Annotated in this window: 14 protein-coding genes; 10 read left to right on the plus strand and 4 right to left on the minus strand. The window is 68.6% G+C overall.

Annotated elements, in window-relative coordinates:
- The coding region (locus tag ACWD6R_RS10085; RefSeq protein WP_451818276.1) for a DUF4277 domain-containing protein at positions 1 to 310 on the minus strand (310 nt) is incomplete at its 3' end.
- Between the two features lie 438 nt (positions 311 to 748).
- Between ACWD6R_RS10085 and ACWD6R_RS10090 the strand changes: the two genes are divergently transcribed.
- The 3 genes from ACWD6R_RS10090 to hflX all read left to right on the plus strand — a co-directional run bounded on the left by ACWD6R_RS10090 (position 749) and on the right by hflX (position 6,121).
- Entirely contained in the window at positions 749 to 2,902 is a 2,154-nt protein-coding gene (locus tag ACWD6R_RS10090; protein ID WP_451818277.1) for a RelA/SpoT family protein, read from the plus strand.
- Positions 2,903 to 3,001: 99 nt separating this feature from the next.
- Positions 3,002 to 4,456 carry a M1 family metallopeptidase gene (locus tag ACWD6R_RS10095; protein WP_451818278.1) on the plus strand — a complete coding sequence of 485 codons (1,455 nt, stop codon included), beginning with the start codon at positions 3,002 to 3,004 and terminating at the stop codon, positions 4,454 to 4,456.
- A 144-nt stretch (positions 4,457 to 4,600) separates the two neighbouring features.
- On the plus strand, positions 4,601 to 6,121 hold the full coding sequence (gene hflX / locus ACWD6R_RS10100; RefSeq protein WP_451818279.1) for a GTPase HflX: 1,521 nt from the start codon (positions 4,601 to 4,603) through the stop codon (positions 6,119 to 6,121).
- Between the two features lie 78 nt (positions 6,122 to 6,199).
- Here hflX and ACWD6R_RS10105 read toward each other — a convergent pair whose 3' ends face one another.
- Positions 6,200 to 7,354: a trypsin-like serine peptidase gene (locus ACWD6R_RS10105; protein ID WP_451818280.1), complete on the minus strand. Its 1,155-nt coding sequence runs from the start codon at positions 7,352 to 7,354 to the stop codon at positions 6,200 to 6,202.
- A gap of 221 nt (positions 7,355 to 7,575) precedes the next feature.
- Positions 7,576 to 8,799: a trypsin-like serine peptidase gene (locus tag ACWD6R_RS10110; protein WP_451818281.1), complete on the minus strand. Its 1,224-nt coding sequence runs from the start codon at positions 8,797 to 8,799 to the stop codon at positions 7,576 to 7,578.
- Positions 8,800 to 9,114: 315 nt separating this feature from the next.
- On the opposite strand from ACWD6R_RS10110, the gene ACWD6R_RS10115 reads away from it, so the two are divergent.
- Genes ACWD6R_RS10115 through ACWD6R_RS10135 form a run of 5 tightly spaced genes read left to right on the plus strand, consistent with a single transcriptional unit; the run spans position 9,115 to position 17,156 of the window.
- Complete coding sequence (locus ACWD6R_RS10115; protein ID WP_451818282.1) at positions 9,115 to 10,506, plus strand: diaminobutyrate--2-oxoglutarate transaminase family protein; 1,392 nt, start codon at positions 9,115 to 9,117, stop codon at positions 10,504 to 10,506.
- Positions 10,507 to 10,535: 29 nt separating this feature from the next.
- Complete coding sequence (locus tag ACWD6R_RS10120; protein ID WP_451818283.1) at positions 10,536 to 12,428, plus strand: IucA/IucC family protein; 1,893 nt, start codon at positions 10,536 to 10,538, stop codon at positions 12,426 to 12,428.
- Positions 12,429 to 12,480: 52 nt separating this feature from the next.
- Complete coding sequence (locus tag ACWD6R_RS10125; RefSeq protein WP_451818284.1) at positions 12,481 to 13,215, plus strand: GNAT family N-acetyltransferase; 735 nt, start codon at positions 12,481 to 12,483, stop codon at positions 13,213 to 13,215.
- A gap of 60 nt (positions 13,216 to 13,275) precedes the next feature.
- A complete protein-coding gene (locus ACWD6R_RS10130) occupies positions 13,276 to 15,135 on the plus strand; it encodes an IucA/IucC family protein (protein ID WP_451818285.1) in 1,860 nt (619 codons plus the stop codon).
- A 50-nt stretch (positions 15,136 to 15,185) separates the two neighbouring features.
- A complete protein-coding gene (locus ACWD6R_RS10135; RefSeq protein WP_451818286.1) occupies positions 15,186 to 17,156 on the plus strand; it encodes an ATP-dependent DNA helicase in 1,971 nt (656 codons plus the stop codon).
- A gap of 117 nt (positions 17,157 to 17,273) precedes the next feature.
- Here the strand turns inward: ACWD6R_RS10135 and lexA are convergent, their stop codons facing one another.
- Positions 17,274 to 18,068 carry a transcriptional repressor LexA gene (gene lexA / locus ACWD6R_RS10140; protein WP_266980763.1) on the minus strand — a complete coding sequence of 265 codons (795 nt, stop codon included), beginning with the start codon at positions 18,066 to 18,068 and terminating at the stop codon, positions 17,274 to 17,276.
- Positions 18,069 to 18,622: 554 nt separating this feature from the next.
- Here lexA and nrdR point away from each other — a divergent pair.
- Together nrdR and ACWD6R_RS10150 are read left to right on the plus strand one after the other, a co-directional pair.
- Positions 18,623 to 19,135: a transcriptional regulator NrdR gene (gene nrdR, locus ACWD6R_RS10145; protein WP_266980761.1), complete on the plus strand. Its 513-nt coding sequence runs from the start codon at positions 18,623 to 18,625 to the stop codon at positions 19,133 to 19,135.
- A 161-nt stretch (positions 19,136 to 19,296) separates the two neighbouring features.
- Positions 19,297 to 22,209 carry a vitamin B12-dependent ribonucleotide reductase gene (locus tag ACWD6R_RS10150; RefSeq protein WP_451818287.1) on the plus strand — a complete coding sequence of 971 codons (2,913 nt, stop codon included), beginning with the start codon at positions 19,297 to 19,299 and terminating at the stop codon, positions 22,207 to 22,209.
- Positions 22,210 to 22,231: the final 22 nt, after the last annotated feature.

Below are 22,231 nucleotides of genomic sequence, written 5' to 3' on the forward strand. Positions count from 1 at the left end.
TCAGGTGCGGGGCGATGGCGTCCAGGGCCCGGCCCAGACGGTCGTCGTTGAGCAGCTCCGGCTCGATCCCGAAGACTTCCTCCACGGCCCACTCCCGGGCCCAGCGATCCACCCGCCACAGGGGCGCGGGCGCGGTCAGCCGGTTGGCCACCAGCGCCTCGATGACCTGGCCGTGCGTCACATGGGCGATGTCGCGGCCCGGGCACAGCCGGTCGACGGTCCCGGCCACATCAAGCCGGCGCAGAAACTCGGCAGCGACAGGCAGAGCGCCCAGACGCTTCTCCACCACGGAGGTGACCACACATTCCATGCGCGGGCGCACCGTCCGCAGCCGCGGGGACCGGGAAGACTTCGTCACACCCGGTCAACACGACCACCCCCCAACCAGACACGGCCAGGCAGCAACTCCACCCGAACCAGCCACCCGCGAAGTACCGAGCTAGTGCCGTGACCGGCAGCGTTTGCCCCATGAGGAGCGTCGTCCGGTGCGTGCGATCGCAAGGCGGCCGGAAGTCTTTGTAGCGGGGCTACCAGGGCTTGTGGCCAACGCGGCGAGCGGGCGTGCTGGGCGGTGCGACGGGGCAAAGCTGCCGGGAGAGGCACTAAAGCTTCGCTCGAATGGGTGATCCGTTTCACGCTGAGCGAGAGCGGGACTCCGCCACGTGGTGGGGCCGGTAGCATCAAGCACCGGCCCGGAGGCGCGTCCGCACCTCCCCACCGCCGGTCGACGTTTGCCGGAGGTGCCCCCATGAGCGCAGAGGCCACCAACCCAGGTGCTCCCATCCGCAGACGAGGCCGTCCCCGGATCGATCTCCGCAGGCTCGGCCGCGTCGCCGTGCTCGGACCGGTCTCCCGTGACCGGCTGCCCGACGCGATCGGCCACGTCGCCGAGGCCCACCGGGCCCACTGCCCGGACGCCGACCTCAGCATCCTCCACAAGGCCTACGTCCTGGCAGAGTCCTCCCACCGGGGGCAGATGCGCAAGAGCGGCGAGCCCTACATCACGCATCCGCTCGCGGTCACGCTGATCCTTGCCGAGCTCGGGGCCGAGACCACGACACTGACCGCTTCGCTGCTCCACGACACGGTCGAGGACACCGAGGTGACCCTCGATCAGGTGCGGGAACAATTCGGCGACGAGGTCTGCTACCTCGTCGACGGCGTCACCAAACTGGAGAAGGTCGACTACGGGGCGGCGGCCGAACCCGAGACGTTCCGCAAGATGCTGGTCGCCACCGGGGACGACGTCCGGGTCATGTCGATCAAGCTCGCCGACCGGCTGCACAACATGCGCACCCTCGGCGTGATGCGCCCGGAGAAACAGGCGAGGATCGCCAGGGTCACCCGCGACGTGCTGATCCCGCTCGCCGAACGGCTCGGGGTGCAGGCACTCAAGACCGAGCTGGAGGATCTTGTCTTCGCGATCCTCCATCCCGAGGAGTACGCACACACCCGGGCACTGATCGCCGCGGCCTCGGCATCGGAATCCGGCTCCCCGGGCGCCACCGACGACCCCCTCTCCGTCATCGCCGAGAACGTCAGAACCGTGCTGCGGGACGCCGACATCCCCGCAGAAGTCCTCATCAGGCCCCGCCATTACGTCTCCGTGCACCGCGTCAGGATCAAACGCGGAGAGCTGCGCGGCACCGACTTCGGGCGGCTGCTTGTGCTCGTCGGCGAGGACGCCGACTGCTATGCCGTCCTCGGCGAGCTCCACACCTGCTTCACCCCCGTGATCTCCGAGTTCAAGGATTTCATCGCGGCTCCCAAGTTCAACCTGTACCAGTCGCTGCACACCGCTGTCGTGGGCGCGGAGGGCGCGGTCGCGGAAGTCCTCATCCGTACCCATCGGATGCACAAGGTCGCCGAGGCGGGCGTGATCGCCCTCGGCAACCCCTACGTCGCGGACGGCACCTCCGCGCTGCCGCAGGCCGAACCCGCGGACGGCGAGCGCGCCGACCCGACCCGGCCCGGCTGGCTCTCCCGGCTCCTCGCCTGGCAGCAGTCCGCCCCCGATCCGAACACCTTCTGGACCACCCTCCGCGCCGACCTCGCCGAGGACCGGGAGATCACGGTCTTCCGCACCGATGGCGGCACCCTCGGACTCCCCGCCGGCGCCAGTTGCGTCGACGCCGCCTACGCGCAGTACGGCGACGAGGCCCACAGCTGCATCGGGGCCCGGGTCAACGGCCGGCTCGCCACGCTCTCCACCGTGCTCAGCGACGGGGACACCGTGCAGCTGCTGCTTGCCGAGGACACCGCCTCCGGCCCCTCACCTGACTGGCTCGACCACGCCCGTACGCCCGCCGCGCGCATCGCGATCACCGGGTGGCTCGACGCCCATCCGGAGGGTGCCCAGGGGACGTACGGCAGCCAGCCCGCGGGCCGGAGGCCCGAGCGGCAGCCGGCGGACCTGTCGGACGCCGGAGTCAACCGGGCCGCACGCCGCGCCGCGACCGTCGTCGTGGGCATGCCGGACGCCACCGTACGGCTCGCAGGCTGCTGCACCCCCGTACCGCCCGACGACGTCACCGGATTCACCGTGCGCGGCGGCGTCGTCACCGTGCACCGGCGAGAGTGTCCCGGGGTGGCCCGGATGCAGGCAGGGGGCCGGACGCCCGTCACGGTGGGCTGGGGCGACGCGGCGGAATGCCGGGTCACCCTGGTCGCCGAGTCCTTCGGCCGGCCAGGGCTGCTCGCCGATCTCACCGAGGCCATCGCGTCGGCGGATGCGGCGATCATCTCCGCCACCGTGGAACCGCCCAGCGAACAACGTGTTCGGCACACCTACACCCTGCAGCTCCCGGATGCCGCCGGACTGCCCGCACTGATGCGCGCGATGCGGGATGTACCGGGGGTGTATGACGTGAACCGCGCCCAGCACCCGGCCGCCGCCGTCTGAACCAGTCCTTCGCGGCGCCCAGCTGTCCCGGCGACCTCGTTCGAGTGGCGCGGCGCGTGCCGCGCCCGTACCCGTGCGGGTCGCTGATAGCCGTAGTCCATGCCGTTCATCCCCCGCCGCCTGCGGGCCGCCCTGCTGGCCACCGCATCGGCCACCCTCGTTGCCGCCACCCTGCCCTCACCCGTGCCGCTCGGCATCGGAGATTCACTCTTCCCCACCCTCGGCAACCCGGGGTACGACGTCCTCTCGTACGACATCGGGTTCACCTACCACGGCAGCAACAGCAAACCCCTGGACGCCGTCACCACGATCGACGCGCGGACCACCGAGCCACTGGACCGGATCAACCTCGACTTCACCCGCGGCGCCGTCCGTTCCGTCGCGGTCAACGGCCTGCGCGCCGACTTCGCCGTCACGGGCGAGGACCTTGTCGTCGAACCCCTTGGCACGCTGCCCGCCGGAGTGCCGCTCCGAATCACCGTCCGGCACACCAGCGACCCCAGCGGCGACCAGGACAGCGGCGGCTGGCTGCGCACCTCCGACGGCCTGGCCATGGCCAACCAGGCCGACGCCGCGCATCGGGTCTTCCCCAGCAATGACCACCCCGCCGACAAGGCCTACTTCACCTTCCGGGTGACCGCCCCCAAGGACCTGACGGTGGTGGCCAACGGCCTGCCCGCCGGCACGGTCCGGCACGGCGCCTCGACCACCTGGACGTACCGGACCGAGCACCCCATGGCCACCGAACTGGCCCAGGTCTCCATCGGGCACTCGACCGTCCGGAAGCGGACCGGGCCGCACGGATTGCCGGTTCGTGATGTGGTGCCGGCCGCGGACGCCGCCCGCCTGGAGCCCTGGCTCAGGAAGACGCCCGGACAGCTGGAATGGATGGAGCGCCAGGTCGGCCGCTACCCCTTCGAGACATACGGACTGCTGGTCGCCGACACGGAGACCGGTTTCGAGCTGGAGACCCAGACACTCACACTCTTCGAACGGACCCTGTTCACCAACAAGGCATATCCCCAGTGGTACGTCGACTCGATCATGGTTCATGAGCTGGCCCACCACTGGTTCGGCGACAGCGTCTCCCCGCAGGCCTGGTCCGATCTCTGGCTCAGCGAAGGACATGCCAGCTGGTACGAGGCCCGCTACGCGGAGGAGCACGCCAAGAAGTCGCTGGAGAACCGGATGCGCGACGCCTACACCCGGTCCGACAGCTGGCGCGCAGTCGGAGGCCCGCCCGCCCGTCCTGCCGCGCCCTCGCCGGGACAGAAGATCAGCCTCTTCCGGCCCGTGGTGTACGACGGCAGCGCGCTGGTCCTCTACGCGCTGCGACAGGAGATCGGCAAGAGCGCCTTCGACCGGCTGGAACGCCGCTGGGTGCGGGCGCACCGGGACTCCACCGCGACCACGGCGGACTTCGTCCGGCTGGCGTCAGAGATTGCGGGACGCGACCTGACCGCATTCTTCGACGGCTGGCTGTACAGCGAGAAGACCCCGCCGATGCCCGGGCATCCGGACTGGCACAGCACGCAGCCCGCCGGACACCGGTAAACCCGGGTGACGGGGCCGTCCGGGCCGTGCCACTATCGACGGGTCGCCGCGGCAGCCGGACCGGAGATTCTCCCGAGCGGGAATCTTCCGGACAGGTCACGCGTTGTGACTGACGTAACGGACTTCCATCGACGTAAGGATCCAATGACCTCCTCTTCTTCCCTCCCCCAGGACGCGCAGAATGCGCAGAGTGCCACGGAGAACGTCACCGAGAGCCTCACCGAAAGCCTTCGGGCCAACGCCCTGATGGAAGAGGACGTCGCCTGGAGCCACGAGATCGACGGAGAGCGGGACGGCGAGCAGTTCGACCGCTCCGAGCGCGCGGCACTGCGGCGTGTGGCGGGCCTCTCCACAGAGCTTGAGGACGTCACCGAGGTCGAGTACCGACAGCTGCGCCTGGAGCGTGTGGTGCTGGTCGGCGTCTGGACCTCGGGGACCGTGCAGGACGCCGAGAACTCCCTCGCGGAGCTGGCGGCGCTCGCCGAGACGGCGGGTGCTCAGGTGCTGGACGCCGTCTTCCAGCGCCGCGACAAGCCCGACCCAGCCACCTACATCGGCTCGGGCAAGGCGCTGGAGCTGCGTGACATCGTCCTCGAATCAGGAGCCGACACCGTCGTCTGCGACGGTGAGCTCAGCCCCGGCCAGCTGATCCATCTGGAAGACGTCGTCAAGGTCAAGGTGGTCGACAGGACCGCCCTGATCCTCGACATCTTCGCGCAGCACGCCAAGTCCCGAGAGGGCAAGGCGCAGGTCTCGCTGGCACAGATGCAGTACATGCTGCCGCGCCTGCGCGGTTGGGGACAGTCGCTCTCCCGTCAGATGGGCGGCGGCGGTTCCAGCGGCGGTGGCGGCATGGCCACCCGTGGTCCCGGTGAGACCAAGATCGAAACGGACCGGCGCCGGATCCGCGAGAAGATGGCGAAGATGCGCCGGGAGATCGCGGAGATGAAGACCGGCCGCGACATCAAGCGGCAGGAGCGCAAGCGCAACAAGGTGCCCTCGGTCGCCATCGCCGGTTACACCAACGCAGGCAAGTCGTCGCTGCTCAACCGGCTGACCGGGGCGGGCGTCCTGGTGGAGAACGCACTCTTCGCCACGCTCGACCCGACCGTGCGCCGGGCCGAGACGCCGAGCGGCCGGATCTACACCCTGGCCGACACCGTCGGGTTCGTTCGGCATCTGCCGCACCACCTCGTCGAGGCGTTCCGCTCCACCATGGAGGAGGTCGGCGAGTCCGACCTGATCCTGCACGTGGTGGACGGCTCGCATCCGGTTCCCGAGGAGCAGCTCGCCGCGGTGCGCGAAGTGATCCGCGAAGTGGGTGCGCTGGACGTGCCCGAGGTCGTGGTGATCAACAAGGCGGATGCGACCGACCCGCTGGTCCTCCAGCGTCTGCTGCGGAACGAGAAGTACGCCATTGCCGTCTCGGCGCGGACCGGGGCCGGCATCGACGAGCTGCTCGCGCTCATCGATGCCGAACTGCCCCGGCCGTCGGTCGAGATCGAGGCACTCGTCCCGTACACGCACGGCGGGCTCATCTCCCGGGCGCACGCCGACGGCGAAGTGATCTCCGAGGAACACACCTCGGAGGGCACTCTCCTCAAGGCGCGGGTGCACGAGGAACTGGCTGCGGAACTTGCGCCGTTCGTGCCTGTGGCGCACTGACCGCACGACACAGTACGGACCGAAGGCCCGCCCCCTCGTCGTGAGGGAGCGGGCCTTCGGGCGTGAACCGGACCGTGACTACTGGCCGACGAACTTGCCGCTCAACATGGTGAAGATCTCCTGCGCGCCCTGGCCCAGGTGGGGTCCTGCGAGCCAGCCCGAAGTCGCCGGGCCGATGGAGGTGTTGGAGACCAGCGCCAGCTTGCCGTCGGAGCCCTCGCTGAACCAGCCGCCACCGGAGGAACCGCCGGTCATGGTGCAGCCGATGCGGTACATCGTCGGGGTGCTGGGGCTGATGGAGAGCCGACCGGGACGGTCGATGCACTTGTGCATGATCAGACCGTCGTACGGGGCGGCGGCGGGGTAGCCCCAGGCGCCCATGGCGCTGATCTGCGAGATCTCGGGGGCGTCGAAGTTGACCGGCAGGGCGTTGCCCACGGTCTCCTCGAGCGACTTGGTGCCGTTCTCCGGCTTCACGTGCAGCACGGAGTAGTCGTACGGAGCGCCCTCGCCACCGGTGGGGCCGCCATGGGCGATCCACTCACCGGAGGTCGTGACCCAGTCGGCCCAGAACGCGCCGTACGGGGCGATCTCCTCGGGCCGGGCGTTCTCCAGCGCGGCGGCGGACTTGCCCTTGTCGTTGTAGGCGGGCACGAAGACGATGTTGCGGTACCAGCCGCCCTTCGAACCGGCGTGGACACAGTGTCCGGCCGTCCACACCAGGTTGGACCTGCCCGGGTTCTTCGGGTCCTTGACGACCGTGCCCGAGCAGACCATGGACCCCTCGGGGGAGTCGAAGAACACCTTGCCGACCGGGGCGGCGTGCTCGTGGTACGGCAGGTCCTCGGGCTCTGCCTTGACCGGCGCGGGCTCCGGGTCCGTGACGCCCTGGTCGCCGGAGAAGTCACTGGCCGCCATCGTCTTCGCCGGGTCCTTGGCGGACTTCATCCGCTCGGGCTTCCACAGCCCGTCGATCACCGGGTTGACGAAGTCCTTGGCCTCACGCAGCCACTTGTCCTTGTCCCAGTTCTTCCACTTCTCCGGGTCGACGCCGTGCTTCTTGAGCGTCTCGGCCAGATCGGCGGATATGCCGCCGCCGGTGTCGTTGCCACCGGCGGATTCGGCGGCGGGCTTGCCGTCCACCTTGTCCTCGCTCGGACCACATGCTGTGGCCGTCAGCGCGAGAGCGGCGACGAGGCCGGTCGCGACGAGCAGTGGTCGTATGGATCGCATGGAAAATTTCCCCCTGAAACACTGAAAATGCCATGAACATGTCACGTACATGGCAGGATCAATGGCCACCTCGAGATACAGGCCCACCCTATGACGGTCCGGCGCATGCTTTCCGCCACCGAGGCACCGGCGCATGAGGGGGCGCCCGACGGACTGCTGTCGCGCCGAGGGCCCCCTGAGTAACCGTCACCGGCAAGGCTGCCGGTATTAGTTCGTGTGCGTTACTGTCCCGTGTACTTCTTGCTGACCGCGTCGTAGACGCCCTTGGCCTCCTTGCCGAGGCGCGGCCCTGCCAGCCAGCCGGCCGTCACCGGGCCGATGGACGTGTTCGACACCAGTGCGGGCTTGCCGTCCTGGCCCGCCGCGACCCAGCCGCCACCGGAGGAGCCGCCGGTCATGGAGCACCCGATGCGGTACATCGTCGGGTCTGCCTCGGTGAGCGAGAGGCGGCCCGGCTTGTCCTTGCACTGCAGCATCTTCTGGCCGTCGTACGGCGGAGCGGCCGGGAAGCCGGTTGCCGTCATGCTGTCGATCTCCGGCACGGCCGGGGCGTTGAACTCGACAGGCAGCGCCGAACCGACCGTCTCCTCAAGGGACTTCCCGGTCGAGCCCTTCTCCGGGGCCACATGCAGAACCGCGAAGTCGTACGGGGCTCCCTGGCCACCGGTGGGGCCGCCGTCGGCGATCCACTGGTCGGACGTCTGCGCCCACTGCCCCCACCACACGCCATACGGAGCGATCTTCTCCTTGGGCGCGTTCTTCAGCTCGGCGAGCGACAGGCCGCTGTTGTTGTACGACGGCACGAAGGCGATGTTGCGGTACCAGCCGCCCTTCTTGCCCGCGTGCACACAGTGCCCGGCGGTCCACACCATGTTGGACTTTCCGGGATCGGCCGGGTCCTTCACAACGGTTGCGGAGCAGACCATGGAACCCTCGGGGCCGTCGAAGAAGAGCTTCCCCGACTCTGCGGCATTGCCGTGATACGGCGACTGCACATTCGTGGCCTGGACCGGTGCGGGCGTCGGGTCCGTCACACCCTTGTCACCCGAGATGTCGTTGTCGACCGGCTGCTCGGGCGCCTTGTCGGCATCCCGCATGCGGTCCGGGTCCCAGAGGCCCTCGATGATCGGGTTGACGAAGTCCTCGGCCTCACGCAGCCACTTGTCCTTGTCCCAGTTCTTCCACTCGCCGTTCTTCCACTTGTCGAGGTCGACTCCGTGTTCCTTGAGCCGGTCCCGCAGATCATCCGGAATGGTGATCTTGTCGTCCGAGGTCTGCCCGGCGGAGTTGCTCGGCTCGGCATTCGCACCGTCCTCGCTCGGCCCGCAGGCGGTGGCCGTGAGCGCGAGAACGGCGGTGACCGCGGCCACAGCGAGCACGGACGAGGGCGTGCGACGTGCGCTCCTCCCCGGACGTGCGGTGAGAACCGGTCGAATCGGTCGCATGCGGTGATCCCCCTGGGACTTCGTAACTCAACACTTCTGTAGTGCATTTGGGCACTGTTCCGAACGTGCCGCGCGCTCCGGTGATGGTGCCCGGAGTGTCGGCACGGCCCCCACTATGCCGGTGCCGGTGGTGACGGTATGCAGCAGGTCCACGGTTCCGTCTCCGCAAGGATCTTCCGATTTACCCGTGATCCCCTGCGCCCGGCGTCGTTGGTACGTACGAGGGACTTACGGGCAGCGTTCATCGCCGCCGTCCGTCCTTGCGGAAACGTATTGACGTGCAACGCAACTGTTACAGCGGGAGGACCAGAAGCCGTGGCCGTGACCGAACCAGCTCAGGTGGTACCACCCGCGGTGCACGAGGGAATCCTGCGCCGCCAGTCGCTGCGCGAATCGGCCGCTCGCACCTATGCGCGGTCACTGCCGATCGTGCCGGTGCGGGCCCGCGGGCTGACCATCGAAGGTGCGGACGGACGGCGCTATCTCGACTGTCTCTCCGGAGCCGGCACGCTGGCGCTCGGGCACAACCATCCGGTGGTCCTGGAAGCGATCAAGAAGGTCATCGACTCGGGTGCACCCCTCCACGTCCTCGACCTCGCGACCCCGGTCAAGGACGCGTTCACCACGGAACTGTTCGCCACGCTGCCACGGCAGTTCGCCGACAACGCCCGCATCCAGTTCTGCGGACCGGCCGGCACGGACGCCGTCGAGGCGGCCTTCAAACTGGTCCGTGCCGCGACCGGGCGCAGCGGACTCCTGGCCTTCACCGGCGCCTACCACGGGATGACGGCGGGAGCCCTTGCGGCCTCGGGCGGAGCCGAGGACGTCCGCGTGACCCGACTTCCCTTCCCGCTGCAGTACCGGTGCCCGTTCGGCATCGGTGGCGAACGCGGTGCCGACATCGCCGCCCGGTGGACCGAGAGCTTGCTGGACGATCCCAAGGGCGGAGCACCCACGCCGGCCGGAATGATCCTCGAACCGGTGCAGGGGGAGGGCGGCGTGAACCCCGCCCCCGACGGCTGGATGCGCCGGATGCGTGAGATCACCGCGTCCCGTTCCATTCCCCTGATCGCCGACGAGGTCCAGACCGGCGTCGGCCGGACCGGCGCTTTCTGGGCAGTCGAGCACAGCGGGATCACCCCTGATGTGATGGTGCTCTCGAAGGCGATCGGTGGTTCCCTCCCGCTTGCAGTGATCATTTACCGCTCCGAACTGGACACCTGGCAACCGGGCGCCCACGCCGGCACATTCCGCGGCAACCAACTCGCGATGGCCGCCGGCACGGCCACCCTCGCCTACGTGCGCGAGAACCGGCTCGCCGAGCACGCCGCGTCGCTCGGCGCCCGTATGCTCGCCCGCCTCCGCACGCTGGCCACCGACCACCCGTGCATCGGAGACGTCCGCGGACGGGGGCTGATGATCGGGGTCGAACTCGTCGACCCCGAGTCCGCCCCGCTCACCGGCGGTACCGGAGGCGCCACCGAGGCACCGCCCGATCCGGTCCTCGCCGCCGCTGTTCAGCAGGAATGCCTCCGACGCGGCCTCATCGTCGAACTCGGCGGACGCCACTCCACCGTCGTACGCCTGCTCCCTCCGCTCACACTCACCGACGAACAGGCAACGGCGGTCGTCGACCGCCTCGCCGACGCCCTGGCAGCCGCTGAACGCTCGCCGCATCGCCGAAACACGACCGGGTCGACCCACTGACCCCGGACACCCCCACAAGGAAGACCGCCGTGAACCCCACCCCCGCGCCCGCGCCCGAGGCCGACGGCGCTCCCGTCGGCCAGCAACGAGGCCAGTCCGTGCTCGTCGGCCGAGGGGCAGTCGAGCAGACGACGGTGCCGCGCCAGATGGCAGCCCTCCATGGCGAGCGGTGCACTCCGCAGACACCCCCTGCCGGCGCAGGAACGGCCGATCCTCTCGACCACCCGGACCCGCTCCGGGCCGCAGACGCATCAGGCGTCGAGAACCTGCTGCGCTGCTGGGTCCGCGAGAACGATCTGCCCCGACCCGACGGGAACGCTCTCCGTATCCCGCTTCCCGCCAGCGGCACCGCCCTGCTCGTCCCCGTCCTCTATTGGTCCGCCACGGGATGGCACCGCTTCGGCCCGCCCAACCTGGAGCACGCACCCGACGAGGCGCCGACCACCGATGCCGTCACCGTCGCCGCCCTCCTGGGCCGAGAGGCAGACTGCAACGAAGGTGCCGACATGGTGGCCAGGGTCGCCGACTCCGTACGCCGTACAGCCGGTTTCATCGCCGAGCGACGCCGCACACCCGCACCTCCCGACGCGGACCTCTTCCTCACCGCCGAGCAGTCGCTTTTGCTGGGTCACCCCCTGCACCCCAGCCCCAAGAGCCGCGAAGGCATCTCCGAGACCGAATCCCGTCTCTACTCACCCGAGTTGCACGGCTTCTTCCCGCTGCACTGGATGGCTGTGGACCGCTCCCTGCTGGCCACCGAGTCCTCCTGGACGGACGGAGGCCGCCCCGTCCCCGCCGAAGACCTCGTCGCCTCCCACGCCGACGGACTGCGCCTCCCCGCCAACGCGGCACCGATTCCGCTCCACCCCTGGCAGGCCCGGGAACTGGGCAGCCGTCCGGACGTCGCGGCCCTGCTCGAAGCCGGTCTTCTCCATGACCTGGGACCGCACGGCGAGCCCTGGCACCCCACCTCCTCCGTCCGTACCGTCCATCAGTCCGGCGCCGACGTCATGCTCAAGCTCTCCCTCGGCGTACGCATCACCAACTCCCGCCGTGAGAATCTCCGCAAGGAACTCCACCGGGGCGTGGAGGTCCACCGGCTGCTCCGCAGTGGACTCGCTGCGCAGTGGCACGCCGTCCACCCCGGCTTCGACATCGTTCGCGACCCGGCCTGGCTCGCCGTCGACACACCGGGTGGCGAACCCGTCCCCGGCCTCGACGTCATGCTGCGCCACAACCCCTTCGGCCCGTACGACGATGCGGTGTGCATCGCCGGGCTGACTTCCCCGCGCCCCTGGTCCGACCGGCCAGGCATGCAATCGCGCCTCGCCGACATCGTCTTCCGCCTCGCTGCCACCACCGGCAGAACCAAGGGAGCGGTCGCCGCCGAGTGGTTCCTGCGCTACCTCGACCGGGTCGTGCGCCCCGTGTTGTGGCTCGATGCCACAGCAGGCGTTGCCCTCGAAGCCCACCAGCAGAACACGCTGGTGCTGCTCGACGCCGCCGGCTGGCCCACCGGGGGTCGATATCGGGACAATCAAGGCTACTATTTCCGCGAATCGCATCGCCAGGCACTTGAGCAGAGGCTCCCCGGCATCGGAACCCTCAGCGACACCTTCGTCTCCGATGCGGTCACCGACGAGCGCTTTGCCTACTACTTGGGCATCAACAACATCTTCGGTCTGATCGGGGCCTTCGGCGCCGAGCATCTCGCCGATGAACGAGTGCTCATCGCCGGCCTCCGCCGGTTCCTCGGCGGTGTCATCGACCTCGGCTCCCCGCTTCCCGCGCAACTGCTGCAGAATCCGCACCTGCGGTGCAAGGCCAACATGCTGACCCGGCTCCACGGTCTCGACGAACTCGTCGGCCCCGTCGACACTCAGTCCGTCTATGTCACCATCGCCAACCCCCTGTACGCCTGAAGGAACATGACCACCGCCTGAACCACTGAACCGCTGAGAGGAGAGCGTCACCGTGCCTCCCGACGATGCGCACGCCGATGCAGGAACCGGCCCCGCCCCACAGGCTGGTTCGGGCATCGAGGACACCCTGGACCTGAAGCTCTCCGACGAGTTCCTCGTGCTGTTCGGGGAAGACACACCGGCATCAACACCGGCCACCGCCCTGTCCGGCACCTCCGACCTGCTCGACAACCCGGCCGAATGGCGACCGGTCACCACGACCGCCGGTGTGTTCCAACTCGTCCCCGTGCGACTGGACCGCGACCTGCCCGTGATCAGTCGTTGGATGAACGACCCCGCAGTCGCCACCTTCTGGGAACTCGCAGGGGACGAAGCCGTCACCGCCACCCATCTACGCCCGCAGCTCGACGGTGACGGACGCAGCGTCCCCTGCCTGGGCGTGCTCTCCGGCATTCCCATGAGCTACTGGGAGATCTACCGTGCGGACCTCGACCCACTGGCGCGCCGCTATCCCGCCCGACCACATGACACCGGAATCCACCTCCTCATCGGCGGTGTGAACAACCGCGGGCGCGGCGTCGGCACCACCCTGCTCCGGGCCGTCTCCGACCTCGTACTCGACAACCGTCCTCTCTGCGCACGCGTCGTGGCGGAACCCGACTTGCGCAACACCCCCTCCGTCTCCGCCTTCCTGAGCGCCGGCTTCCGGTTCTCCGCGGAAGTCGAACTCCCCGACAAGCGAGCCGCCCTGATGGTCCGCGACCGAGCCCACCGTGCCCAGCTGTGAACGACCTGTTGCATTACTTACACCGCTCGAAGCCCATCGGTTCCGTCCCGAGGAGTCCCCGTGCCGAACAATCCTGCGAGCCATGAAACAGCGGAGTCTCCCGCGCTGCTCAGCACTCCAGAACTGAACCGGACGGTCTGGGAACGGGCTGCCGCCCGCCTGCTCGCAAAAATGCTCGGAGAGTTCGCCTACGAGGAAGTCATCGAGCCGGTTCCCAGGGCCGCCGGGAGCGACACCTACACCCTGGCGCTGGACGACGGCGAAACCCTGAACTTCCGCGCCGGACGGGGCGTCTACGGCGGCTGGCACGTCGCCACCGACTCGATGCGGGTCAGCGACCGGAACGCCCCCGCGGGTACCGGTCAGGACGAGAGCACCGAGACCATCCCGTTCTGCGATCCGCTGCAGTTCCTTGCCCGCGCCCACCGTCTCCTCGAACTCGACGGCGCCACTCTCGGCCACCTGATCCGCGAGATCACCACCACACTCGCCGCCGACGCCCGGCTGGACCACACCGCGTTCACCGCCGCCCGGCTGGCCGAACTCGACTACGCCGAGCTCGAGGGACACCAGACCGGCCATCCGTGGCTCGTCGCCAACAAGGGGCGCCTCGGATTCTCCGCCGCCGACGCCTCCCGCTTCACGCCCGAGGCCCGTAGACCGGTCAGGCTGCCGTGGATCGCCGTGAGCACCCGGATCGCCGGCTACCGAGGCGTGACCCGCCTCGCCACTCCCGAGCAGCTGTACGCGCAGGAACTCGACGCCTCGGTCCGCGCATCATTCACCGCCGAGCTCCGCGGCCGCGGCCTCGACCCGGACTCCTACCTCTTTCTTCCCGTGCACCCCTGGCAGTGGGACGAATGGATTATTCCGCTGTTCGCCCCGGCCATCGCCGACGGTGACATCGTTCCGCTGCACACCGACGAAGACCTACGGTTGCCGCAGCAGTCCATCCGTACCTTCGCCAACCTCGGACACCCCGACCGGCACACCGTCAAACTGCCGCTGTCGATCCTCAACACGCTGGTCTGGCGGGGTCTCCCGACCGAGCGCACCCTCGCGGCACCTGCCGTCACCACCTGGGTCCAGGGCCTGCGCGACCGCGACCCCTTTCTGCGTGACACCTGTGGGGTCATCCTGCTCGGAGAGGTGGCCTCCGTTACAGTCCAGCATCCGCTCTACGACCATCTCCCCGAGACCCCGTACCAGTTCAAGGAAATCCTCGGCGCGATCTGGCGAGAACCGCTCCACCCCCGGCTCGCGCCCGGCGAGCGCGCCCGCACCCTTGCGTCGCTGCTCCACACGGATCCGCACGGCCGCGCCTTCACGGCCGAGCTCGTCGCCCGCTCGGGTCTGACCCCCTCCGCCTGGCTGACCCGGCTCTTCGCCGCACTGCTCCCGCCGCTGCTGCACTTCCTCTACCAGTACGGCACGGTCTTCTCCCCACACGGCGAGAACGCCATCGTGGTCTTCGACGGCCAGGATGTGCCCGTACGGCTGGCGATCAAGGACTTCGTCGACGATGTGAACATCAGCGCCCGGCCGCTGCCGGAGCACGCGACCATGCCGGACGACGTACGCAGCATCCTTCTCACCGAGGAGCCCGGCTTCCTCACCCAGTTCATCCACTCAGGGCTCTTCGTCGGTGTCTTCCGATTCCTGTCCAGGCTGTGCGAGGAGCAGCTGGCTGTCCCGGAGGACGAATTCTGGTCACTCGTCCGAGCCGAGATCCTGCGCCACCACACCCGCTTTCCCGAGCTCAAGGACCGCTTCGAGATGTTCGACATGCTGACGCCGCGCATCGAACGCCTCTGTCTCAACCGCAACCGCCTGTATCGCGACGGCTACCGCGACCGGCCCGAGCGCCCCCACGCCGTCGTCCACGGCACGGTTCCCAACCCACTCCACGCCTCCGCATGAGTCCTGGAGTGATCCCCGTTGTCAGTGGTGCACCGTAGGCTGGTCACGCTATGACAAAGCCATCTCTCCCCGAGCTCCTGCACGCCGCCGTGACCGCCGTCGGCGGTACGGAACGAACTGGTCAGGCCTCCATGGCCGAGGCCGTTGCCGAGGCTGTCGACGACAATTCCCATCTGCTGGTCCAGGCCGGTACCGGCACGGGCAAGTCTCTCGGTTACCTGGTGCCCGCGCTGGCGCACGGGGAGCACGTCGTGGTCGCCACGGCCACCCTGGCGCTGCAGCGCCAGCTCGTGGAGCGCGACCTTCCGCGTACGGTCGACGCCCTGCATCCGCTGCTGCGCCGTAGACCCCAGTTCGCGATGCTCAAGGGGCGCTCGAACTATCTCTGTCTGCACCGGCTCCACGAAGGTGTCCCGCAGGAAGAGGAAGAGGGACTCTTCGACCAGTTCGAGGCCGCGGCTCCGTCGAGCAAGCTCGGCCAGGATCTGCTGCGGCTGCGGGACTGGTCGGACGAGACCGAGACCGGAGACCGCGACGACCTCACCCCCGGCGTCTCCGACCGGGCCTGGGCGCAGGTCTCCGTCTCCTCCCGGGAGTGCCTGGGTGCCAGTAAGTGCGCGTACGGCGCGGAGTGCTTCGCGGAGATGGCCCGCGAGCGCGCCAAGCTCGCCGATGTCGTCGTCACCAACCACGCGCTCCTCGCCATCGACGCGATCGAGGGGGCCCCGGTGCTCCCGCAGCATGAAGTGCTGATCGTCGACGAGGCCCATGAGCTGGTTTCCAGGGTCACCGGAGTGGCCACCGGAGAACTCACCCCCGGGCAGGTGAACCGGGCCGTGCGCCGCGCGGCGAAGCTGGTCAACGAGAAGGCCGCCGATGCCCTGCAGACCGCGGCGGAAGGGTTCGAGCGGGTGATGGAGCTGGCGCTCCCCGGCCGTCTGGAAGAGGTCCCGGAGGACCTCGGCTACGCGCTGATGGCGCTCCGCGACGCTGCTCGCACCGTGATCACGGCCCTGGGGTCCACCCGGGACAAGTCCGTCCAGGACGAGGATGCCGTCCGCAAGCAGGCGATGGCCTCCGTGGAGACGATCCACGGCGTCGCCGAGCGCATCACCCAGGGGTCCGAGTACGACGTCGTCTGGTACGAGCGCCATGACCGCTTCGGCGCGTCCGTGCGCGTCGCCCCGCTCTCCGTCTCCGGCCTCCTGCGCGAGAAGCTCTTCGCGGACCGTTCCGTCGTCCTCACCTCCGCCACGCTCAAGCTCGGCGGAGACTTCAACGGTGTGGGCGCGTCCCTGGGCCTGGCCCCCGAGGGCACCGCGGGCGACGACATCCCACAGTGGAAGGGGCTCGACGTCGGCTCGCCCTTCGACTACCCGAAGCAGGGCATCCTGTACGTCGCCAAGCACCTGGCCACGCCCGGCCGGGAGGGTTCGCGCACCGACATGCTGGACGAGCTTGCCGAACTGGTGGAGGCCGCCGGCGGGCGCACGCTCGGGCTTTTCTCCTCCATGAGGGCCGCCCAGGCCGCCGCGGAGGAGCTGCGTGGCCGGCTCGACAAGCCGATCCTGCTGCAGGGCGAGGAGACGCTGGGTGAGCTGATCAAGAACTTCGCGACCGACCCCGAGACCTGCCTCTTCGGCACCCTCTCGCTCTGGCAGGGCGTCGATGTCCCGGGAGCGAGCTGCCAGTTGGTGATCATGGACAGGATCCCGTTCCCCCGTCCCGACGACCCGCTGATGAGCGCGCGCCAGAAGGCCGTCGAGGAGGCGGGGGGCAACGGGTTCATGGCCGTCGCGGCGACCCATGCCGCACTGCTGATGGCCCAGGGCGCCGGTCGTCTGGTCAGAGCCACGGGCGACAAGGGTGTGGTCGCGGTGCTCGACCCGAGGCTGGCCAATGCCCGGTACGGCAGCTATCTCCGGGCCTCGCTTCCCGACTTCTGGTACACGACGGACCGCAACCAGGCCCGCCGCTCACTCGCGGCGATCGACGCCGTCGCCAAGGCCGACGGGCGGTGATCCGGAAGCCCGCCCGGGCCCCTGTTCATCCTTGAGCGGTCGGCTGCGTCAGCCGCACGGACAGGGCCCCGGGACCGGCGCAGCGGATCCCGGGGCCCTGTCGGAACAGGTGTCTCTTCACACCCGCCGCAGCACCGCCACGACCTTGCCGAGGATGGTTGCCTCATCGCCAGGAATCGGCTGGTACGCGGAGTTGTGCGGGAGCAGCCATACATGGCCGTCCTCCCGCTTGAAGCGCTTGACTGTGGCCTCGCCGTCCAGCATCGCGGCCACGATGTCGCCGTTCTCCGCTACGGGCTGACGGCGGACGGTGACCCAGTCGCCGTCACAGATCGCCGCCTCGATCATCGAGTCGCCGACGACCTTCAGAACGAACAGCTCGCCGTCCCCGACCAGCTGGCGGGGGAGCGGAAAGACGTCCTCGACCGATTCCTCGGCGAGGATCGGGCCACCGGCTGCGATCCGCCCGACGAGCGGTACGTACGATGCCGCGGGCTTGCCAGTTGTATCGGTCGGCTGCGTACTGGGCTGATCCGAACCACGGACCTCGTACGCCCGGGGACGGTGCGGGTCGCGGCGCAGGAAGCCCTTGCGCTCCAGGGCCATCAGCTGATGGGCGACGGAGGACGTGCTGGACAGGCCCACCGCCTGACCGATCTCCCGCATCGATGGCGGGTATCCCCGGCGTTGCACGGAGTCCCGGATGACCTCGATCACGCGCCGTTGGCGGTCCGTGAGCCCCGAGCTGTCTGCTCGGATGCCTGGAGGTCGGCCGGGGAGCGAGCGTGCCGGTCGTGCCGGCTCTGGCCCCTCCGTGTTCGTGACTGAGTCATTCATGGCATGCACCGGCTGGAGTCGGCTCTGGGAGCGGTCCTGGGCAGTGATGGTGGCACTGTCTGCGGTGGTGGTCACGTCGGCCCCTCTCGAATGGTCTCCCTAGCTGGACAACGGTAGTAGCTTTCGAAAGGTTGCGCCAAACACACGTTCGAGTGAAAAACGGATAAAAGTCTGTGCCCTGTTTACTGCTGGGTGTATGAGCGAGGTTCGGGTGGGTTTCCGACGGTGTTCCGGCCCAGGCCCGGGCCGCTTTGCGGCGTTCCGATGCGACCGGCAATTCGGAGCATTACGGTAGCCTTCGGGGCCGCGCCGCTGCCACGCAGGGTGGTCTTCCGGCGGCCGTTCGGGTCAGACGCCGGGCGCCCCGCGATCCGTGCGCCCGGGAGTGTCCCGTAACCTCGTGGGCGGCCGCACGTTGCCTGCGGGCCGCCCGGGATGCGTGACACGCGCTAGGGCCAAATGCGCAACCAAACCCAAGATCTAGTGGTTGGATCGTTCCAGCTACCCAGAAGTTGTGGTCTCCGGTCGATCCGGCCGTGGCCATCGCCTATGCTTGTGGCTGCTTCGAAGGGTCCCCAACAGGGCCTGAAGAGGCTATTCAGTCGTGCCGTGAAGGAGGGTTCGGAGCTATGCACTGCCCCTTCTGCAGGCACCCTGACAGCCGGGTCGTCGACAGTCGCACCACCGACGACGGCACGTCGATCCGTCGGCGCCGTCAGTGCCCCGACTGCTCCCGCCGTTTCACCACGGTGGAGACCTGCTCGCTGATGGTGGTGAAGCGCAGCGGGGTGACCGAACCCTTCAGTCGCACCAAGGTCATCTCCGGCGTGCGCAAGGCGTGCCAGGGGCGGCCGGTCACCGAAGACGCCCTCGCCAAGCTCGGGCAGCGGGTCGAGGAGGCGGTGCGCGCCACCGGAAGCGCCGAGCTGACCACCCACGACGTGGGTCTGGCCATTCTTGGCCCCTTGCAGGAACTCGACCTTGTCGCGTACCTGCGCTTCGCGTCCGTGTACCGGGCGTTCGACACACTTGAAGACTTCGAGGCCGCGATCGTGGAACTCCGCGAGCGACGGTCTCCCGTGGAGGGATGCGGGACCGGCGGGACTCTTGAGGTTCCCGTTCCCGCCGTCGCCGCCGACTGAGTGACACCAGCTGATCGACACAGGGCTGTGAGATCAGCGGCAGGGCGGCTGCAGGAACCTGCTCCGGGCGCTGTGCGCGGCATCCGAAGCATCAGACACACACTGTGCCCCGGGAAGTTCTGGGCACTTCAGGGCGTTTTTGCCCACATATGGGAGGCGGCATGACAGAGACGGCGAGCGGCCCGGCACGAGGTTCCCGAGCCAAGGGATCCAAGTCGACTGCGACGAAGCAGGGCCTGCGTATCGAGCGCATCCACACCACCCCCGGCGTGCATCCGTACGACGAGGTGGCGTGGGAGCGCCGTGACGTCGTCATGACCAACTGGCGCGACGGCTCGATCAACTTCGAGCAGCGTGGCGTCGAGTTCCCCGACTTCTGGTCGGTGAACGCGGTCAACATCGTCACCAGCAAGTACTTCCGCGGCGCTGTCGGCACGCCGCAGCGCGAGACCGGTCTGCGACAGCTCATCGACCGGATCGTGAAGACGTACCGGAAGGCGGGCGAGGACTACAACTACTTCGCCTCTCCGGCCGACGCCGAGATCTTCGAGCACGAGCTGGCGTACGCCCTCCTGCACCAGATCTTCAGCTTCAACTCGCCGGTCTGGTTCAACGTCGGCACGCCCCAGCCGCAGCAGGTCTCCGCCTGCTTCATCCTGGCCGTCGACGACTCCATGGAGTCGATCCTCGACTGGTACAAGGAAGAGGGCATGATCTTCAAGGGCGGCTCCGGCGCCGGCCTGAACCTCTCCCGTATCCGCTCCTCCAAGGAGCTGCTGTCCTCCGGTGGCAACGCCTCCGGTCCTGTCTCCTTCATGCGTGGCGCCGACGCGTCCGCCGGAACGATCAAGTCCGGTGGCGCCACCCGCCGTGCGGCCAAGATGGTCATTCTCGATGTCGACCACCCCGACATCGAGAACTTCATCGAGACCAAGGTCAAGGAGGAGGAGAAGATCCGCGCCCTGCGCGACGCGGGCTTCGACATGGACCTGGGCGGCGACGACATCACGTCCGTCCAGTACCAGAACGCCAACAACTCGGTCCGCGTGAACGACGAGTTCATGAAGGCCGTCGAGACCGGCGGGAAGTTCGGGCTGCGCGCCCGGATGACCGGTGACGTCATCGAAGAGGTCGAGGCCAAGTCCCTCTTCCGCAAGATGGCCGAGGCCGCCTGGGCCTGCGCCGACCCGGGTATCCAGTACGACGACACGATCAACCAGTGGCACACCTGCCCCGAGTCCGGCCGGATCAACGGCTCGAACCCGTGCAGCGAGTACATGCACCTGGACAACACGTCGTGCAACCTGGCCTCGCTGAACCTGATGAAGTTCCTCAAGGACGACGGCAAGGGCAACCAGTCCTTCGAGTCCGAGCGCTTCGCCAAGGTCGTCGAGCTCGTCATCACCGCGATGGACATCTCCATCTGCTTCGCCGACTTCCCGACCCAGAAGATCGGCGAGAACACCCGCGCCTTCCGTCAGCTGGGTATCGGCTACGCGAACCTCGGCGCCCTGCTGATGGCGACCGGCCACGCGTACGACAGCGAGGGCGGCCGCGCCCTCGCCGGGGCCATCACCTCGCTGATGACCGGCACCTCGTACAAGCGCTCCGCCGAGCTCGCCGCGGTCGTCGGCCCGTACGACGGCTATGCCCGCAACGCCGAGCCGCACCAGCGCGTCATGGAGCAGCACGCCGACGCCAACGCCGCGGCCGTCCACATGGACGACCTGGACAACCCGATCTGGGCCGCCGCCACGGAGGCCTGGCAGGACGTCATCCGCCTCGGCGCGAAGAACGGTTTCCGCAACGCACAGGCCTCGGTCATCGCGCCCACCGGCACCATCGGTCTCGCGATGTCCTGCGACACCACCGGCCTCGAGCCCGACCTCGCCCTGGTCAAGTTCAAGAAGCTGGTCGGCGGCGGCTCGATGCAGATCGTCAACGGCACCGTTCCGCAGGCTCTGCGCCGCCTGGGCTACCAGGAGGAGCAGATCGAGGCGATCGTCGCCCACATCGCCGAGCACGGCAATGTGATCGACGCCCCCGGTCTGAAGGCCGAGCACTACGAGGTCTTCGACTGCGCGATGGGCGAGCGTTCCATCTCCGCGATGGGTCACGTGCGCATGATGGCGGCCATCCAGCCGTGGATCTCCGGCGCGCTCTCCAAGACGGTGAACCTGCCGGAGACGGCCACCGTCGAGGACGTCGAGGAGGTCTACTTCGAGGCGTGGAAGATGGGCGTCAAGGCGCTCGCCGTCTATCGCGACAATTGCAAGGTCGGCCAGCCCCTCTCCGCGAAGACCAAGGAGAAGGAAAAGTCCGCAGCGGACGCAGTCACGGCCAAGGCCGAGGAGACCATCCGTACCGCGGTCGAGAAGGTCGTCGAGTACCGCCCGGTCCGCAAGCGTCTCCCCAAGGGCCGTCCCGGCATCACCACCTCCTTCACGGTGGGCGGCGCCGAGGGCTACATGACCGCCAATTCCTACCCGGACGACGGTCTCGGTGAGGTCTTCCTGAAGATGTCCAAGCAGGGTTCCACCCTCGCCGGCATGATGGACGCCTTCTCCATCGCGGTCTCGGTCGGTCTGCAGTACGGCGTCCCGCTGGAGACGTACGTCTCGAAGTTCACCAACATGCGCTTCGAGCCGGCCGGCATGACGGACGACCCGGATGTGCGGATGGCGCAGTCGATCGTCGACTACATCTTCCGCCGCCTGGCGCTGGACTTTCTGCCCTTCGAGACCCGCTCGGCACTCGGCATCCACTCGGCCGAGGAGCGTCAGCGTCACCTCGACACCGGTTCGTACGAGCCGTCTCTCGAGGACGACGAGCTGGACGTCGAGGGCCTGGCTCAGTCCGCCCCGCTCCGGACGGAGCCGCTGAAGGCGGTGGCCGCTCCGCAGGAGGCGGAGATGCCCGCTCCGAGGACGGCACACACCTCGGCGGAGCTCGTCGAGATGCAGCTGGGCATCAGCGCGGACGCGCCGCTCTGCTTCTCCTGCGGTACGAAGATGCAGCGCGCCGGGTCCTGCTACATCTGCGAGGGCTGCGGCTCGACCAGCGGCTGCAGCTGATCCAGAGCCCCGTAGGGGCATG

The organism is Streptomyces sp. NPDC005151 (genome assembly GCF_053599875.1).

Coding starts and splice junctions, on each gene's coding strand:
- ACWD6R_RS10105 (WP_451818280.1), bottom strand. CDS start 7,354: ATGCGATCCATACGACCACTGCTCGTCGCGACCGGCCTCGTCGCCGCT.
- ACWD6R_RS10095 (WP_451818278.1), top strand. CDS start 3,002: ATGCCGTTCATCCCCCGCCGCCTGCGGGCCGCCCTGCTGGCCACCGCA.
- nrdR (WP_266980761.1), top strand. CDS start 18,623: ATGCACTGCCCCTTCTGCAGGCACCCTGACAGCCGGGTCGTCGACAGT.
- ACWD6R_RS10090 (WP_451818277.1), top strand. CDS start 749: ATGAGCGCAGAGGCCACCAACCCAGGTGCTCCCATCCGCAGACGAGGC.
- hflX (WP_451818279.1), top strand. CDS start 4,601: ATGACCTCCTCTTCTTCCCTCCCCCAGGACGCGCAGAATGCGCAGAGT.
- ACWD6R_RS10150 (WP_451818287.1), top strand. CDS start 19,297: ATGACAGAGACGGCGAGCGGCCCGGCACGAGGTTCCCGAGCCAAGGGA.
- ACWD6R_RS10110 (WP_451818281.1), bottom strand. CDS start 8,799: ATGCGACCGATTCGACCGGTTCTCACCGCACGTCCGGGGAGGAGCGCA.
- ACWD6R_RS10135 (WP_451818286.1), top strand. CDS start 15,186: ATGACAAAGCCATCTCTCCCCGAGCTCCTGCACGCCGCCGTGACCGCC.